General features: G+C 68.9%; 16 protein-coding genes and 1 pseudogene. 5 read left to right on the top strand and 12 right to left on the bottom strand.

Annotated features, from left to right (window positions below; all coding sequences use genetic code 11):
* Nucleotides 1-64: 64 nt before the first annotated feature.
* From DEU38_RS07825 to DEU38_RS07815, 3 genes are all read left to right on the top strand, one after another.
* The gene (locus DEU38_RS07825; protein ID WP_114719728.1) at nucleotides 65-562 is read left to right on the top strand and encodes a hypothetical protein; all 498 of its coding nucleotides are present in this window, start codon (nucleotides 65-67) and stop codon (nucleotides 560-562) included.
* The gene (locus DEU38_RS07820) at nucleotides 559-1,005 is read left to right on the top strand and encodes a ferritin-like domain-containing protein (protein ID WP_114719726.1); all 447 of its coding nucleotides are present in this window, start codon (nucleotides 559-561) and stop codon (nucleotides 1,003-1,005) included. The genes DEU38_RS07825 and DEU38_RS07820 overlap by 4 nt, the downstream gene beginning before the upstream one ends.
* A gap of 108 nt (nucleotides 1,006-1,113) precedes the next feature.
* Nucleotides 1,114-1,602 (top strand): nuclear transport factor 2 family protein, encoded by a 489-nt coding sequence (locus DEU38_RS07815; RefSeq protein WP_114719724.1) that lies wholly within the window; start codon nucleotides 1,114-1,116, stop codon nucleotides 1,600-1,602.
* Here DEU38_RS07815 and DEU38_RS07810 read toward each other — a convergent pair.
* Nucleotides 1,536-3,050 carry an MFS transporter gene (locus DEU38_RS07810; RefSeq protein WP_114719722.1) on the bottom strand — a complete coding sequence of 505 codons (1,515 nt, stop codon included), beginning with the start codon at nucleotides 3,048-3,050 and terminating at the stop codon, nucleotides 1,536-1,538. The two genes, DEU38_RS07815 and DEU38_RS07810, sit on opposite strands and share 67 nt — an antisense overlap.
* 99 nt (nucleotides 3,051-3,149) lie before the next feature.
* Here DEU38_RS07810 and DEU38_RS07805 point away from each other — a divergent pair, with 99 nt between their 5' ends.
* Nucleotides 3,150-3,761 (top strand): TetR/AcrR family transcriptional regulator, encoded by a 612-nt coding sequence (locus tag DEU38_RS07805; protein ID WP_114719720.1) that lies wholly within the window; start codon nucleotides 3,150-3,152, stop codon nucleotides 3,759-3,761.
* Between the two features lie 9 nt (nucleotides 3,762-3,770).
* Here the strand turns inward: DEU38_RS07805 and DEU38_RS07800 are convergent.
* From DEU38_RS07800 to DEU38_RS29050, 4 genes and pseudogenes are all read right to left on the bottom strand, one after another.
* Nucleotides 3,771-4,476, bottom strand: a pseudogene (locus DEU38_RS07800) (sigma factor); the annotation flags it as partial.
* Between the two features lie 8 nt (nucleotides 4,477-4,484).
* On the bottom strand, nucleotides 4,485-4,892 hold the full coding sequence (locus tag DEU38_RS07795) for a YciI family protein (protein WP_114719718.1): 408 nt from the start codon (nucleotides 4,890-4,892) through the stop codon (nucleotides 4,485-4,487).
* A gap of 128 nt (nucleotides 4,893-5,020) precedes the next feature.
* A complete protein-coding gene (locus DEU38_RS07790; RefSeq protein ID WP_114720024.1) occupies nucleotides 5,021-5,617 on the bottom strand; it encodes a TetR family transcriptional regulator in 597 nt (198 codons plus the stop codon).
* 80 nt (nucleotides 5,618-5,697) lie between these two features.
* Nucleotides 5,698-5,823, bottom strand: a complete 126-nt coding sequence (locus DEU38_RS29050; protein ID WP_258557711.1) for a hypothetical protein — start codon at nucleotides 5,821-5,823, stop codon at nucleotides 5,698-5,700.
* Between the two features lie 284 nt (nucleotides 5,824-6,107).
* Between DEU38_RS29050 and DEU38_RS28325 the strand changes: the two genes are divergently transcribed.
* On the top strand, nucleotides 6,108-6,260 hold the full coding sequence (locus DEU38_RS28325) for a hypothetical protein (protein WP_174909684.1): 153 nt from the start codon (nucleotides 6,108-6,110) through the stop codon (nucleotides 6,258-6,260).
* Between the two features lie 77 nt (nucleotides 6,261-6,337).
* On the opposite strand, the gene DEU38_RS07785 is transcribed toward DEU38_RS28325, so the two are convergent.
* The 7 genes from DEU38_RS07785 to nuoI all read right to left on the bottom strand — a co-directional run bounded on the left by DEU38_RS07785 (nucleotide 6,338) and on the right by nuoI (nucleotide 14,946).
* On the bottom strand, nucleotides 6,338-8,050 hold the full coding sequence (locus tag DEU38_RS07785) for an alkaline phosphatase (protein WP_114719716.1): 1,713 nt from the start codon (nucleotides 8,048-8,050) through the stop codon (nucleotides 6,338-6,340).
* 137 nt (nucleotides 8,051-8,187) lie between these two features.
* Nucleotides 8,188-9,774, bottom strand: coding sequence for an NADH-quinone oxidoreductase subunit NuoN (gene nuoN / locus DEU38_RS07780; protein WP_258557710.1), 1,587 nt, complete (start codon nucleotides 9,772-9,774; stop codon nucleotides 8,188-8,190).
* Nucleotides 9,771-11,351, bottom strand: coding sequence for an NADH-quinone oxidoreductase subunit M (locus tag DEU38_RS07775; protein WP_114719714.1), 1,581 nt, complete (start codon nucleotides 11,349-11,351; stop codon nucleotides 9,771-9,773). Before DEU38_RS07775 ends, nuoN begins: the two co-directional genes overlap by 4 nt.
* Nucleotides 11,348-13,264: an NADH-quinone oxidoreductase subunit L gene (nuoL, locus tag DEU38_RS07770; RefSeq protein ID WP_114719712.1), complete on the bottom strand. Its 1,917-nt coding sequence runs from the start codon at nucleotides 13,262-13,264 to the stop codon at nucleotides 11,348-11,350. Before nuoL ends, DEU38_RS07775 begins: the two co-directional genes overlap by 4 nt.
* A 1-nt stretch (nucleotide 13,265) precedes the next feature.
* A complete protein-coding gene (nuoK, locus tag DEU38_RS07765) occupies nucleotides 13,266-13,565 on the bottom strand; it encodes an NADH-quinone oxidoreductase subunit NuoK (RefSeq protein WP_114719710.1) in 300 nt (99 codons plus the stop codon).
* Nucleotides 13,562-14,389: an NADH-quinone oxidoreductase subunit J gene (locus tag DEU38_RS07760; RefSeq protein ID WP_114720020.1), complete on the bottom strand. Its 828-nt coding sequence runs from the start codon at nucleotides 14,387-14,389 to the stop codon at nucleotides 13,562-13,564. Before DEU38_RS07760 ends, nuoK begins: the two co-directional genes overlap by 4 nt.
* A gap of 11 nt (nucleotides 14,390-14,400) precedes the next feature.
* Nucleotides 14,401-14,946, bottom strand: a complete 546-nt coding sequence (nuoI, locus tag DEU38_RS07755; protein ID WP_114719708.1) for an NADH-quinone oxidoreductase subunit NuoI — start codon at nucleotides 14,944-14,946, stop codon at nucleotides 14,401-14,403.
* Between the last annotated feature and the right edge of the window lie 52 nt (nucleotides 14,947-14,998).

Raw genomic sequence — 14,998 nt, 5'->3', positions numbered from 1 at the left:
CCCCGCACTTCGCCGCGACCTGCGCGGTGCCGACTATCCGACCGATTCCTGGCACCATGATCGAGTGCGAACGCCCTTTCTCACTCACCCGCTCTCCCGACGCGCCGCGCTGCGCGTCGTGGGCAGCGCCGCGCTCGGGACGACAGCGCTCACGTTGACGACGGGTTGCTCGGATTCGGGGCAGGCCGACACCCCGGCCGAAATCGATGCCCTCACCGCCCAGGCCGAACTCGCGCGCCGGGATGCCGCGAACGCGACGACGGCGATTGCGACGTACCCCGATCGGGCCGGGGCGCTCGGCGTGGTGGCTGCCGAGCGGACCGCGCATGCCGACGCGCTGGACGCGGAGATCGCGCGCGCCGCCGGTTCCGCGTCGTCCGACACGACGACGCCCTCCCCGCAGGTACCGGCACCACCGACACTCGAGCAGCTGCGCGCCGAAATCGCGGACGCGCAACGCGAGGCTGCCCGGCTGGCACGCACCCAGTCCGGCTACCGCGCCGGGCTACTGGGTTCGATCAGCGCGGCCTGCGCCGCGCAGCAGGCGGTGTTGCTGCCGTGAGCAAGCAGAGCCCCGGACCCGAACAGCAGGCGCTCATCGATGCGCTGCAGGCCGAGTACGCCGCCGTCTTCGCCTACGGGCTGGTCGCGGCCTTCTCCAATCCCACCCGCTCCGACCTGGTCTCGGCGAACACCGCGGCGCACCGGGCGCGCCGCGACGCGACGATCGACGCGCTGACGGCAGCCGACGTCGAGGCCCCCCAACCGCAGCCCGCGTACTCGGTGCCGTTCCCGGTGAGCGATCCGACCTCCGCCGCCCAGCTGGCCGCGCAGGTCGAAGCCGATACCGCGGTGGCATGGCGGTCGGTGATCGAACGCAGCCAGTCCGAGCACACCCGCGAGGTGGGCGTCACCGCCCTCACCGAAGCCGCTGTGCGAGCAGCGAACTGGCGCGCGATCCTCGGGGCCGTTCCCCCCACCACCGCCTTCCCGGGACAGCCCTGACCCTTCCCGAGGCAGCGCCCACTCACCCACTGAGCGGGAAAGTCGTCCGCGAATCGCGTTGCAGGACCTAGGTTCTTCGACATCAGTTCGCGATCGAGAGGAACCCCCGTGACGGAACGCACCATCGAACAACGCCTCGACGACCTGGAGCGGATCGAGGCGATCAAGGCGCTCAAGCACCGGTACCTCCGGGCGTGCGACGCGAAGGACGCCGACACCTTCCGCGCGTGCTTCATCGATCGCGGTGCCGTGATCGACTACGGCCCGCTCGGCAAGTTCGACGACGCCGACCCGATCGCCGAGGTGTTCCGCACCATCGCACTGCAGAAGGTGGACGGCAAGAACGTCATCCTCGACATGCACCACGCGTTCCATCCGGACATCACGCTGCACGGCGAAGACCTGGCGTCGGGCAAGTGGACGCTCGCCTTCCGCCAGGTCAATCTCATCGACAACACCGAAACCGTTCGCTCCATCGAGTACGTCGACGAGTATGTGATCGAGAACGGTGAGTGGAAGATGTCGAAGTGTCAGTCGATCACGCTGTGGTCGATGACGCGTCCGCTCGGTGAGGGCGCGGTCGTCACCGCGGGCTGATCGCCTTCGGTGTCGCCGGCGGCGGGGGTGCCTCCGGGCATCAACGCCGCCGCGATCGCCGCGATCACCACGAATCCCGCCCCGACGTACAGTGCGGGGGCGAGCGCGTCGGTGTATCCGGTCGGCGTGAGGCTGCCGCCCGCGCCGAGGAAGACGGCCGTGAGGAGCGCGATACCGAGCGCGACGCCGATCTCGCGCAGCGTGGCGTTGATCGAACTCGCCGCGCCCTGGTCGGACTCCTTCATGTCGGCGAGGACCGCGGTCGCGTTCGGCGCGAACGTCAGTCCCATACCGACACCGGCCATCACGAAGGCCGGAACCAGGCTCGAGTAGGCCACACCGGGTTCGATGAGTTGCGCCATCCACACCAGCGACAGCCCCTGCAGCACCAGTCCGGTCACGAGCAGCGCCCGCAGTCCGAGGCGGGGCGCCAGCAGGCCGGCGATGGGTGCGACGATCATCGGCGCCGCCGTCCAGGGCAGCGTCCGCAGGCCCGCCGCGAACGGGCTGTATCCGGCGACGATCTGCAGGTACTGCGACAGCAGGAACACCGCGCCCATCATTCCCAGCGTGAACGTCAACGCGATGACGTTCGCGATCGAGAACTGGCGCGACCGGAACAGTCGCAGCGGCATCACCGGGAACTCGGTACGCGATTCCCGGATCAGGAACAGCACCAGCAGGACCGCGGCCGCGATCAGTGCGCCGAGGACCGAGGCGCTGGTCCAGCCGTCGTCGTTGCCGTGCACGATTCCCCACACCGCGAGGAACACGGCACCACCTGCGAAGACCACGCCGAGCGGGTCCAGCGGCTGCCGGTGTCCGTGCGATTCGGCGAGCGCGTACAGCGCGAGCGGCACCGCGACCAGCGCGACCGGAACGTTGATCCAGAACACCGCCTGCCACGACACCCCCTCGACGACGGCTCCGCCGACGACCGGACCGAGCGCGACTCCGAGTCCGGACACCCCACCCCAGACGCCGATCGCGAGCGCCCGCTTCGCGAGCGGGACCGCCCCCGCGAGCAGGGTGAGCGACAGCGGCATGATGGCCGCGGCGCCGACACCCTGGAACGCGCGGGCCGCGATCAGCATCCCGGGCGTGGTCGACAGCGCGGACGCGATCGAGGCTACGGCGAAAAGTGCTATGCCCCAGAGGAACACGCGCCTGCGCCCGAGCCGGTCACCGAGTGTCGAGAGCGGCAGCATCAGCGTCGCGAACGCGAGCGTGTAGGCGTTCATGAACCACTGCAACTGCCCCACCGAGGCATCGAGATCGTCGCGGATGATGGGCAGTGCACTGGTCATCACGAGGTTGTCGAGCGTGGCCATGAACATCGGGATCGACGCCGCGACGATCGCCAGCCAGACGGGCACGGCGCGACCGGGAGGTGATCCGGTGGACGCGTCGGCAAAGTGCGGATCGAGTTGATCGGAGATGGTCGTCATGTCGGCTCCTGAGGCCTGGAGGACGGAAACTCTTGTTGTAAGCATCAGATGATTACTTACGCCGCCCGACGTTAGTAATCGAGTGATAACCTGTCAAGTATGTCGACGGCAGAGAAGTCGGGAAAACAGACGCGGATGAGCGCCGAGGCCCGCCGCGAACTCGTCCTCGCAGCGGCCACCACGGCGTTCGCGCGTGGCGGCTTCCACGGAACCAGCACCGACGCCGTCGCCCGGGAGGCCGGGGTCTCGCAGCCCTACGTGGTGCGCATGTTCGGCAGCAAGGCGAATCTCTTCCGCGAGGTGTTCGCCCACGCGATCGGCCGGATCATGGATGCGTTCGAACCCGCGCTCGACCAGGTCGCCGAGGATCCCGACGACGAGGAACGGTGGGCACAGATGGGTGCCGCGTACGCCGAACTACTCGCCGACCGAGACCTGCTGCTGGTGATGATGCACGGCTTCGCGGCCGGATCGACACCGGAGATCGGCGCGCAGGCCCGGGACTGGATGTCGAAGATCTACACCCAGATCCGTACCCGCACCGGGTGCACCCCCGAGCAGGCCCGAACCTTCATCGCCAACGGCATGCTGCTCAACACGCTGCTCGCGATGGAGGCGCCCCAGCACGCCGAGAACGACCCCGCGCTGGCGGAACTGTCGGTCTGCGCCTTCGGGAACAGCCTCGACGCCGCCGCCGGGGCCGCGGGCTGACCGGGGCGGTGCCTGCCGCGCCGCCTCGGCGTACAGCCGTGCCGCCGTCGGCAGGTCGGCGTCGCGTTCGTGGAGGTACGCCGCCACCGCGGTGTGGCGGGGCAGTGAATCGTCCAGCGCTGCGAGCGCCGCCAGGCCGGCGCGCGGTCCGTCGGCCTCGCCCACGGCCACCGCGCGGTTGAGCCGGACGACCGGGCTGCCGGTCAGGCGCTCGAGCTCGTCGTACCACTCGACGATCTGCACCCAGTCGGTCTCCTCGGCAGCGGGCGCGTCGGCGTGGAGTGCCGCGATGGCGGCCTGGGCCTGGAACTCGCCCAGCCGGTCGCGGGCCAGGGCCGCCTGCAGGATCTCGATGCCCGACGGCGCGCAGCGTGAGCGCGACCGCAGACGACGGCGTCAGCAACGGGTGGGCGCACAGGAAGTACAACTGGAGCGTGTCGTCCAACCCCTGCGCGGGCCCGCGCTCGGGCTCCTCCTCGAACAACTCCTCACGCCGACGGCGCGCCGCGTCCGCCCGGGTCGCATCGAGGTACCGGCGCCAGGCCACGGTGACCAACCAGCCCTTCGGGTCCCGCGGCGGGTCGGCCGGCCAGACGCGAACGGCCTCGACCAGCGCGTCCTGCACGGCGTCCTCGCCTGCCGCGAAGTCGGCTCCGCGGCGGACGAGGATCGCGAGGACGCTCGGTGTGAGGCTCCGGACCAGGACCTCGTTCACCTCGGCGGTCATTCCGTGATGGTGGGCGGCTCGGTCAGGAACGGGCGCACCTCGAGCCACTCGTGGATGGGCTTTCCGCCTGCACCGGGCGCGGCCGACAGCTCCCCGGCCAGTTCGAGGGCCCGCTCGCGGCTGTCGACGTCGATCACCATCCAGCCGGCAATCAGATCCTTGGTCTCGGCGAACGGACCGTCGGTGACCGGCGGGCGACCCTCGCCGTCGTACCGGACCCACATTCCCTCGGGGGCGAGCGCCTGACCGTCGACGAACTCACCGGTCCCTTCGATCCGAGCCGCGAAGTCCTGCATGAACTGGATGTGGGCCGAGACCTCCTCGGGCGTCCACTGGTCCATGGGCACGTCGTTGACCGCAGCCGGGGCGCCACGGTAGTGCTTGAGCAGCAAGTACTTGGCCATCGTGTTTCTCCTCGGTACCGGTGCGATCCATTCTGGTCGCACTCACTACTGGGACGAAGCCAGTCACCGATTCTCGACATCGTCGTCCGCCACTTCACCGATTACCGGATCGGGACGCTGCTCGCCGCTCAGGAATAGTCGGCGAGGACCAGCCGACTCACGTCCTGGACGTTGCGCAGGGCCTCGGGAAACCCGATGCGGCCGGTGGTCCACAGGACCAGCGAATTGAGCATCGTGCTGCCGATCGACAGCGACGCCAGCCGGGCCCGTTCGGCGGGAACGCCGTCCATCAACTCGAACAGCCCCGTTCTGTTCACGGCCGATCGCTCGTCGAGCGTGTCGCGAACGTACGGGTCGTCCGACGTCTGCAGTTCCACCTCCAGGCGCGCGAAGTTCGGTCCGCGCTGGAACGCCTTCATCTGGCGGCTGTAGAGGTCGACCACCCGGTCGAGGACCGAACCCTGTGCGCGACTGCGACTCCCCGAGGCCTTCTCCTCGGCCAGACGCTCGGCGAGAATGTCGTTCCACGCGACCATCGAGGCCGCGAGCAGGTGTTGCTTCGCCGGGAAGTACCGGTACAGCGTGCCGAGAGCCACCCCCGACCGTTCGGAGACCTCTCGCATCTGGATCCTGTCCGGGCTCGTCTCGGCCAGCATGGCGATCACGGTGTCGAGCAGGTGCCGCCGACGCTCGCGCTGTGAATCGGTCATGTCGTCGGGGCTCATCGGCACGGCAACGGAATCGCTCACGGGTGCAGCCTAGTCACCGTCACCACCCGGCCGGCTGCTCCGTTGCGGTAACCCGGTCACCGCGGCTCCCTCGGCAATCCGAGGGTCTGCTCGGCGATGACGTCGAGCTGGATCCGGAGCACGCCGGCCGGATCGAATGGAACGACGCAACCGCCACACTGCCAGCCCAGTTGAACGGCCATGTGCGGATGATCGACACGGGCACCGACCGACGTCGACGCTCGCCCCACCGACCGGCGCGCGACCGCTACCAGATCACCTCCACGTGCGACGGTCGAATGCCCGAATCAGGGGCCCCGAGTAGGGGATTCCGTAGGTGAACGGGAGGCAGGACGATTCCCCTAGCAGTCCCCTAATCGCCCCCTAACCTGCCGCCGATCCCCCACGTCGGCGGCCCCGTGCACGGTCCACTGGCTCCTGACACCAACCGGTGTCGACCTGGATCGAGTGACCCACAGGAGCGAATATGTCCATCTCCGCGATCTTCTCGGCCCTGCTGTCCGCGATGTTCGGAGGCAATATCGGATTCGGTTCGGACGGCGGTTCGGCCGGCTCCGAGGCAGGAGCTGCCGGTGGCGGCGCCGGTGGCGCCGGTGGCGGGTTCAACTTCGGTTCCTGACGCACGACCCGCTGGAGGCCCCACCGACACGGTGGGGCCTCCAGATGGTTGTGTCACGGCCCGATCCCGGCCGACCGTCAGTCCGACTCGAGCACCGCCTGCCCGGCGGGGGTGCGGAACGATTTCGACGTCACCACATCGGCGTTCGGGTTCAGCTTGTCTACCGTGCGGAAGCTGAAACGCGCCTCGCCGGCGTCGACGTCGAGCAGTCCGTAGCCGTGGCTGACCATGTCGGCGTGCTTGATGTGTGGGTTGTGGTCGCGCCGGTTGATCTCCTCGGCCCGTGCCGCGCCGACCGGGTCGCCACTGCTGCCGCCGACGGTGTACCCGCCGTCCCCGGTGTTCGTGGACGTGACGGACGGGACCACGAACTCGACGCCCGCCCGCGCAGTGCCGGGCGCGTTCACCTGCTCACCGCTCGACGTGCCCGGGGCGAATCCGGTGTCCCACAACTCCCCCGCCCACCCGTCGTGGTCGTCTCCCGTGACGAGGACCATGTTCCCGACCGACTGGGCCGCGGTGGACAGGATCTCGGCCCGCTCGGCGCCGTAGCCGTCCCAGGTGTCCATGTAGGCCCGGGTGCCGTTGTCCGCCACCACCATGCCCATCATCATGTTCGCGTTCGCGACCACCTTCCAGGTCGCGTCCGACCCGGTCATGCCGTCGAGCAGCCACCGCTTCTGCGGCGCGCCCAGCATCGTGCGGCCCGGTGCATCGGCGTCCGCGCACACGATGTGATCGAGCGAATCGCCGCACGCCTGACGGTCTCGGTACTGCCGGGTATCCGGTGCGAACAACTCCACCGTCCGCCCCACCCGCAGCGACCGGTAGGTGCGCAACGGGTCGTCCGCGAACCGTGGCACCGGCATGTGCTCGAACCACGCCTGCCACGCCCACTGCTTCTTCTGCTGGAACCCGATCGCGCCGTCGATCGGTGAGATCACCGGGAAGGTCCACCCGTCCTTGCTGTAGTTGTTGCGGAACTCGTGGTCGTCCCAGATCGGCAGGAACGCGTGCCGGCTGTGCATCAGCCGCAGGTCGGCGTCCGAGCGGTACCTGCGGTACTTGTCCCGCATGCTGTCGAGCCCCTGTGGGAACGCATTGAGATCGAACCCACGGACCCCGGGCATGGTGAACTCGTAAACGTAGTCGCCGAGGCACACCACGAAGTCCAGGTCCTCCTCGGCGAGGTGGCGGTGGGCCGCGTAGTAGCCCTCCTCGAATCCCTGGCAGGTGAACCAACCGATGCGGACCGGTTCGTTGGAGTCGGCGGGCCGCAACGTCCGGAATCGGCCGACCGGGGACTCTCCCCCGTCGCCGCGGAACTGGTAGTAGTAGGTCTCGCCGGGGGCGAGCCCGGTCGCATCGAAATGCACTGTGCCGTCAGCATCCTCGCGCACCTGGACCCGCTCGGCCAGGACCGGCGCGGACAGGTCCTCCCGGGTGGACACGATCACCGCCAGTTCGCCGCCCGCGGCGCCGGCGCTGCCGAGCGCGCCGGAACCGAGGCTGCCGGGGCCGAGACTGCCGCCGGCGCTGGCGGAACCGAGGCTGCCGCCCCCACCCGGCGCACCGATCCGCGTCCACAGCGTCGCACCGTCGGTGCGCGGCACACCGGCCATGATTCCGTTCCCGAACTCCGGATTCCGAATCAATCCGGCCCCCGAGTCGGGGGCCTGGCGCAGGACCGGCGTCGCCTGTGCGGCGACGGGGAACACCGCCGCGGCGCCGACCACCGACAACCCCGTGAGGAAACTACGACGGGAGACGTTCCGGTCCGGAAAGCTCATGGGCCACCTCGGGGTTCGCGTGGAAGGATGGCGCTGACCATAACGTCGCTCGTTTCCCTGCGTGTGGGTTTTGCGTAACCCAGGTGAACGTCGGGTGTCGCACCCCGCGCCCGAGGTTGCGTGCCAGAACCGCCCGATCAGACGAGGGCGCTCGCCGCCCGCTCCGCGAGATCGAGCACTGGTTGCGGCACGATGCCCAGGATCACCGTCACCGCCGCCGCCACGGTGATCGCCGCGATGGTCGGACCACTGGATACCACCGTGGTCGGCGCGCCCGCCGGAGGGTCCGAGAAGAACATCAGCACGATCACCCGCACGTAGAAGAACGCGGCGATCGCGCTGCTGATCACGCCGACGATGACCAGTGGCACGGCACCGCCCGACGCCGCGGCCTGGAACACCGCGAACTTGCTGACGAATCCGCTGGTGAGCGGGATGCCCGCGAAGGCGAGCAGGAACAGCGCGAAGACCGAGCACAGCATCGGCGAGGTCCGGCCGAGCCCTGCCCACCGCGCCAGGTCGGTGACCTCGGCCCCGCGCGAGTCACGGACCAGGCTCACCACCGCGAACGCCCCGAGCGTGCTGAAGCCGTACGCGAGCAGATAGAACATCGTCGACGAGAGTCCGGCCTCGTTGCCGGCGATCAACCCGGTGAGGATGAATCCGGCGTGCGCCACCGACGAGTACGCCAGCATCCGTTTGACGTCGGTCTGGGTGACCGCGAGGACCGCGCCGACGACCATCGTCAGGATCGCGACCGCCCACAGCAGCGGACGCCAGTCCCAGTCCAGCCCGGGCACGGCCACGTAGAAGACTCGCAGCGCCGCACCGAAGGCCGCGATCTTGGTGGCCGACGCCATGAACGCCGTGATCGGCGTGGGCGCGCCCTGGTACACGTCCGGGATCCACGAATGGAACGGCACCGCACCGACTTTGAAGAGCAGGCCCACCGAGAGCAATCCGAGGCCGATCTGAGCCAGGGCCTCGTCGCCGGTCCCCGGAGCGATGGCGTCGGCGATACCGGACAGTTCGACCGTGCCGGCATAGCCGTACAGCAGCGCGACGCCGAAGAGGAAGAACGCCGACGAGAAAGCTCCGAGCAGGAAGTACTTGAGGGCGGCCTCCTGGGAGAGCAGTCGCCGTCGACGGGCCAACCCGCACAGCAGGTACAGCGGCAGGGACAGGACCTCGAGCGCGACGAACATCGTGAGCAGGTCGTCGGCCGCGGGGAACAGCAGCATGCCGCCGACCGCGAACATCGTCAGCGGGAACACCTCGGTCTGTGTGACCCCGGCCCTGGTCGCCTCCTTCTCGGCCACACTGCCCGGGACGGCGGACGCGCGCGGCGTGAACGCGTCGACCGGTCCGCCGCCGGCCGCCGCACCGACCCGATCGGCGCTCCGGTCCGTGCCCCGGTCGGCTATCAGCGCGATCGCGAGCATCGACACCAGCAGGATCGTCCCCTGCAGGAACAGCGTCGGACCGTCGATCGCGACGGACCCCGAGACGGCGACGGCCCGTGTCCCGGACAGCGCGACGACCGCGACGAACGCCGCAGCGAGACCGCCGAGCGCGAGCACGACGTGGGTCGCGTACCGGATGCGCCGGGGCCCGAACGCCTCGACGAGGACACCGACGACCGCGACACCGAACACGATCAGCATCGGCGAGAGCAGGCTGTACTCGATGCTGGGGGCGGGCAGAACTCCGTCGGCGAGAGTCACCGGGGGCCACCTCCGTCCTGCTCGGCGACGACCGGCCCGGGATCCTGCCGATCGATCGTGGTCAGCATGTTGTCGACCGCGGGTGTGATGACGTCGAGGATCGGCTTGGGATAGACCCCGAGGATCAGGAGCAGCGCGATCAGCGGCGCGACCACCGCGATCTCACGACGTCTCAGATCGCGGATGCGTTCGTTCCCGGTCCGGACCGGGCCGGTCATCATCCGCTGGTACAGCCACAGCACGTACAGCGCCGCGAGGACCAGCGCGATCGTCGCGAGGACCGCGGCCAGCGGATAGCGGGTGTAGGTCCCGATCAGCACGAGGAACTCGCTGATGAACGGGGCCAGCCCCGGCAGCGACAGCGTGGCCAGGCCGGCGATCAGGAACGTGCCGGCCATCAGCGGCGCCACCTTCTGCACACCGCCGTAGTCCGCGATGGCCCGGGTGCCGCGGCGCGAGACCAGGAATCCGGCCACCAGCATCAGTGCGGCGGTGGAGAATCCGTGATTGACCATGTAGAGGGTCGAGCCGCTCTGGCCCTGGCTGGTCATCGCGAACACGCCCAGCACGATGAAGCCGAAGTGGGAGATCGAGGTGTACGCGATCAGGCGCATCACGTCGGTCTGACCGATCGCCAGCAGCGCGCCGTACACGATGCTGATCACGGCGAGCGTCACCACGAGCGGCGCGAAATACTGTGCGGCGTCGGGGAACAGCTGCAGGCAGTAGCGCAGCATCGCGAACGTGCCCACCTTGTCGACCACGGCCATCATGAGGACGGCGCTGACCGGGGTGGCCTCGACCGCGGCGTCCGGGAGCCAGCTGTGCAGCGGCCACAGCGGCGCCTTCACCGCGAACGCGAACATGAACCCGAGGAACAGTGCGTTGGCGACCGGCGCATCGATCGGCAGCGCGCCGGAAGACACGGCGTCGACGATGGCCCGGAAGTCGAACGTCCCCGTCTCGAACGGGCTGTCCGCCCCCGCCGTCACCACGTACAGACCGATCACCGCGGCGAGCATGATCAGGCCGCCGAACAGGTTGTACAGCAGGAACTTCACGGCCGCGCGGGACCGACCGATGCCGGCCGGCCCGAACCCACCGATGAGGAAGTACATCGGGATCAGCATGGCCTCGAAGAAGACGTAGAACAGCAGGATGTCGAGGGACAGGAACGACATCAGCACCATCGACTCGACGATCAGGATCAGCGCGACGTACATGTGCGTGGCGCGCGGCCGAGAATCGTCCGGGGCCACATCACGCCACCCGGCCAGCAACAGCAGCGGCACGAGGACGGCGGTCAGCAGCACCAGCGCCAACGCGATGCCGTCGAGACCCAGCTCGTACCGGGTCCCGAAGGCCGGTATCCACGAATGCGATTCGACGAACTGATACTGCTCGCCACCCGGGTCGAAGCGGATCGCGAGGACCACGGCCACCACGAGGGTCAGCAGTGCCGCCGCCACCGCCAGCCACTTCGCGACGACCCTCGTCCGGGCCGGCGTCCCCAGTGCCGCGGCCGCACCCACCAGTGGCAGTGCCCACAGCACCGTCAGCCAGGGAAAGTCGTTCATCCCGCCCTCCCGACCAGTGCGGCGGCGACCACGACGGCCGCGCCGACGAACATGTACAGGGCGTACGACCGGACGAAGCCGGTCTGCAACCGCCGCAGCGCCACCGACGCGACACCGAGCAGGCCGGCGACACCGCCGACCACTCCGTCGATGCCCTTGTCCTCGACCGTCGTCAACGCCCGCACCAACTGCTGTCCGGGGCGCATGAACACGGCCTCGTCGACGGCATCGCCGTAGAGGTCGCTGCGCGCGGCGACGGTCAGGACCGACACCTCCTCCGGCGCCGAGGTGGGGACCGGGCGTGTCGCGTACTGCCGCCACGCGATGCCGACACCGACCAGGACCACCGCCAGCGTGACGACGGTGATCGCCCACACCGGGACGGCGAGTTCCGCATGCTCCGCGGCCGCGCCGAACTCGGTCCAGACCGGGTCGAGCCAGTGCTCGAGCGTGCCGCCGATCGCGAGCAACCCACCGGCCGCGACCGAGCCGACCGCGATCACCACCATCGGCACCGTCATCACACCGGGCGACTCGTGCGGATGGGTGCCCGCTTCCCAGCGCCGTTCGCCGAAGAACGTCATCAGCATCACGCGCGTCATGTAGAACGCCGTCAGACCGGCACCGAGCAGCGCGACGGTGCCGAGGGCGGCGCCACCGACACCGCCCGACCCGAACGCGGCCTCGATGATCTTGTCCTTGGAGAAGAAGCCGGAGAACGGCGGTATCCCGATGATTGCGAGGTAGCCGAAACCGAAGGTGGCGAACGTGATCGGCATCAGTGTCCGCAGTCCGCCGTAACGGCGCATGTCGGTCTCGTCGTTCATCCCGTGCATCACCGATCCGGCGCCGAGGAACAGTCCGGCCTTGAAGAACCCGTGGGCGAGCAGCAGCATGATCGCGAACGCGTAACCCGCCGGACCGAGTCCGGCAGCCATTACCATGTAGCCGATCTGGCTCATCGTCGACGCCGCGAGCGCCTTCTTGATGTCGTCCTTGGCGCAGCCGATGATCGCGCCGAACAGCAGGGTGACCGCTCCGACGAGCACGACCGCGACCTGTGCGCCGGGCGACGCCTCGAAGATCGGGCCGGATCGGACGATCAGGTAGACACCCGCGGTGACCATCGTCGCCGCGTGGATGAGCGCCGACACCGGTGTGGGGCCCTCCATCGCGTCGCCCAGCCACGACTGCAGCGGAACCTGCGCCGACTTGCCGCACGCCGCGAGCAGCAAGGTCAGGCCGAGCGCGGTGGTCACTCCGCCGCTCGCGTCGCCCACACCGCCGAGGACGTCGGTGAACGACACCGAGCCGAACGTCGCGAACATGATCATCAGCGCGACGATCAGACCCATGTCGCCGACGCGGTTGACCACGAACGCCTTCTTCGCCGCGGTCGCGGCGGTCGGCTTGAACTGCCAGAACCCGATGAGCAGGTACGACGCGAGACCCACACCCTCCCAGCCGACGTAGAGGCCGAGGTAGTTGTCGGCGAGGACCAGCAGCAGCATCGCGGCGAGGAACAGATTGAGGTACGCGAAGAACCGCCTGCGATCGGGATCTGTCTTCATGTAGCCGACCGAGTAGATGTGGATGAGCGATCCGACGCCGGTGATCAGCAGCACGAAGCTGATCGACAACTGGTCGAGCCGGAGGCCGAAGTCCACCTGCAGCCCGGCCACCGGAAGCCACGTGAACAGATCCTGCTGCGCGACACGGTCCGACGCGTCCCGGCCGATCAGGTCGACGAACAGTGCCACCGCGACCACGAAGGATGCGAGCGCCGCGGTGCACCCGAGGAGGTGGCCCCAGCGGTCGCTGCGCCGACCGGCGAGCAGTAGGACCGCGGCGCCGACCAGCGGCAGTGCCGGCAGGAGCCAGATGAGTGACTGAATTCCCGTCCCCCCGTTCACGTCAGTACTTCAGCAGGTCGGCGTCGTCGAGCGAGGCCGAACGACGGGTGCGGAAGATGGTCATGATGATCGCGAGTCCGATGACGACCTCGGCCGCGGCGACCACCATCGTGAAGAACGCGAACACCTGGCCGTCGAGGTTGCCGTGCATCCGGGCGAACGTCACGAAGGCCAGGTTGGCGGCGTTGAGCATCAGCTCGATGCACATGAACACGACGATCGCGTTGCGCCGCAGCAGCACTCCCGCCGCGCCGATCGTGAAGAGCAGCGCCGCCAGGTACAGGTAGTTCTCCGGGTTCATCGCTCCCCCTCCGGGTCGGACGACTCGGCGGCCGGCGGAACACTGCGCGGCGTGAGCAATTTGCTGACCGATTCCCGCGCGTAGGTGCCGTCGGGCAGTCGCGCCGGCATGTCGACGGCGTTGTGCCGCGCGTAGACGCCGGGGCTGGGCGGTGGCGTGACGCGGGCGGTCGCGTCGGGCTCGCCCGCACCCCAGTCGCGGAACCGCTGCTGGGACATCTCCCGCTGACCGAGGCGCCGCTCGAAGCGTTCGCGGTGCGCCAGCACCATCGCGCCGATCGTCGCGGTGATCAGCAGCGCGCCGGTGAGTTCGAACACCCACACGTACCTGATGAACACGACCTCGGCGAGGCCCTCGACGTTTCCGCCGGCATTCGCCCGGTCCAGGCCCACGAATCCGACCCGCGTGCCGTCCGGGCCGATCGACCCGACCGTCGCATTGCCGAGTCCCCCGATCAGCAGCAGCCCGAACCCGACCCCGGCCACGACCGCGGCAATCCGCTGCCCGCGAAGCGTTTCGACCAGCGAATCGGACGAGTCCACGCCGATGAGCATCACCACGAACAGGAACAGCATCATCACCGCGCCGGTGTAGACCACCACCTGCACGACGCCGAGGAACAGCGCACCCTGTGCAATGTAGAAGACCGCGAGGATGATCATCGTCATCGCGAGGAAGATCGCCGAGTACACCGCCTTGGGCGCGCACACCACGCCGAGCGCGCCGATCACCGCGATGGTGCCCAGGATCCAGAACTGCACGCCCTCACCGGTGGATGTCCGGGTGAAGGTGTCCGCGGCCAGCAGCGCCGTCGCGTTCAACATCCCGGCGTCCACTAGGTCACCTCCCCGGGTCGCGTCGCGGGACCGGTCGCCGTGCCGGTCACCGTCCCCCGGTAGTAGTCCTCGTCGGTGCTGCCCGGCGCCATGGGGTGTGGCGGGGGTTCCATGCCCGGCTGCAGCGGCGCGAGCAGCCGGTCCTTCTCGTAGATCAGGTCGGCGCGGTTGTCGTCGGCCATCTCGTATTCGTTGGTCATCGTGAGCGCGCGGGTGGGACACGCCTCGACGCAGAGCCCGCAGCCGATGCAGCGCAGGTAGTTGATCTGGTAGACGCGGCCGTACCGCTCCCCCGGCGAGAACCGTTCCTCGTCGGTGTTGTCGGCGCCCTCGACGTAGATCGCGTCGGCCGGGCACGCCCACGCACACAACTCGCAGCCGATGCACTTCTCGAGGCCGTCCGGGTGGCGGTTGAGTTGGTGGCGGCCGTGGTACCGCTCGGCCGTCGGCACCTTCTGCTCGGGATAGAACTCGGTCACGGGTTTCTTGAACATCGTCGAGAAGGTCACACCGAAACCCGCTACGGAGTCGAAGAAGTCAGGCATCGAAATCCTCCTTTCCGGAGTGGCCGGACCGCACGAGCGTGCGGTCGGACCG

The organism is Rhodococcus sp. AG1013, assembly GCF_003350365.1.
Lineage (GTDB): Bacteria > Actinomycetota > Actinomycetes > Mycobacteriales > Mycobacteriaceae > Prescottella.
Note: the sequence above shows the minus strand (reverse complement) of the source record. Positions and strands in the feature narration are given on the sequence as shown.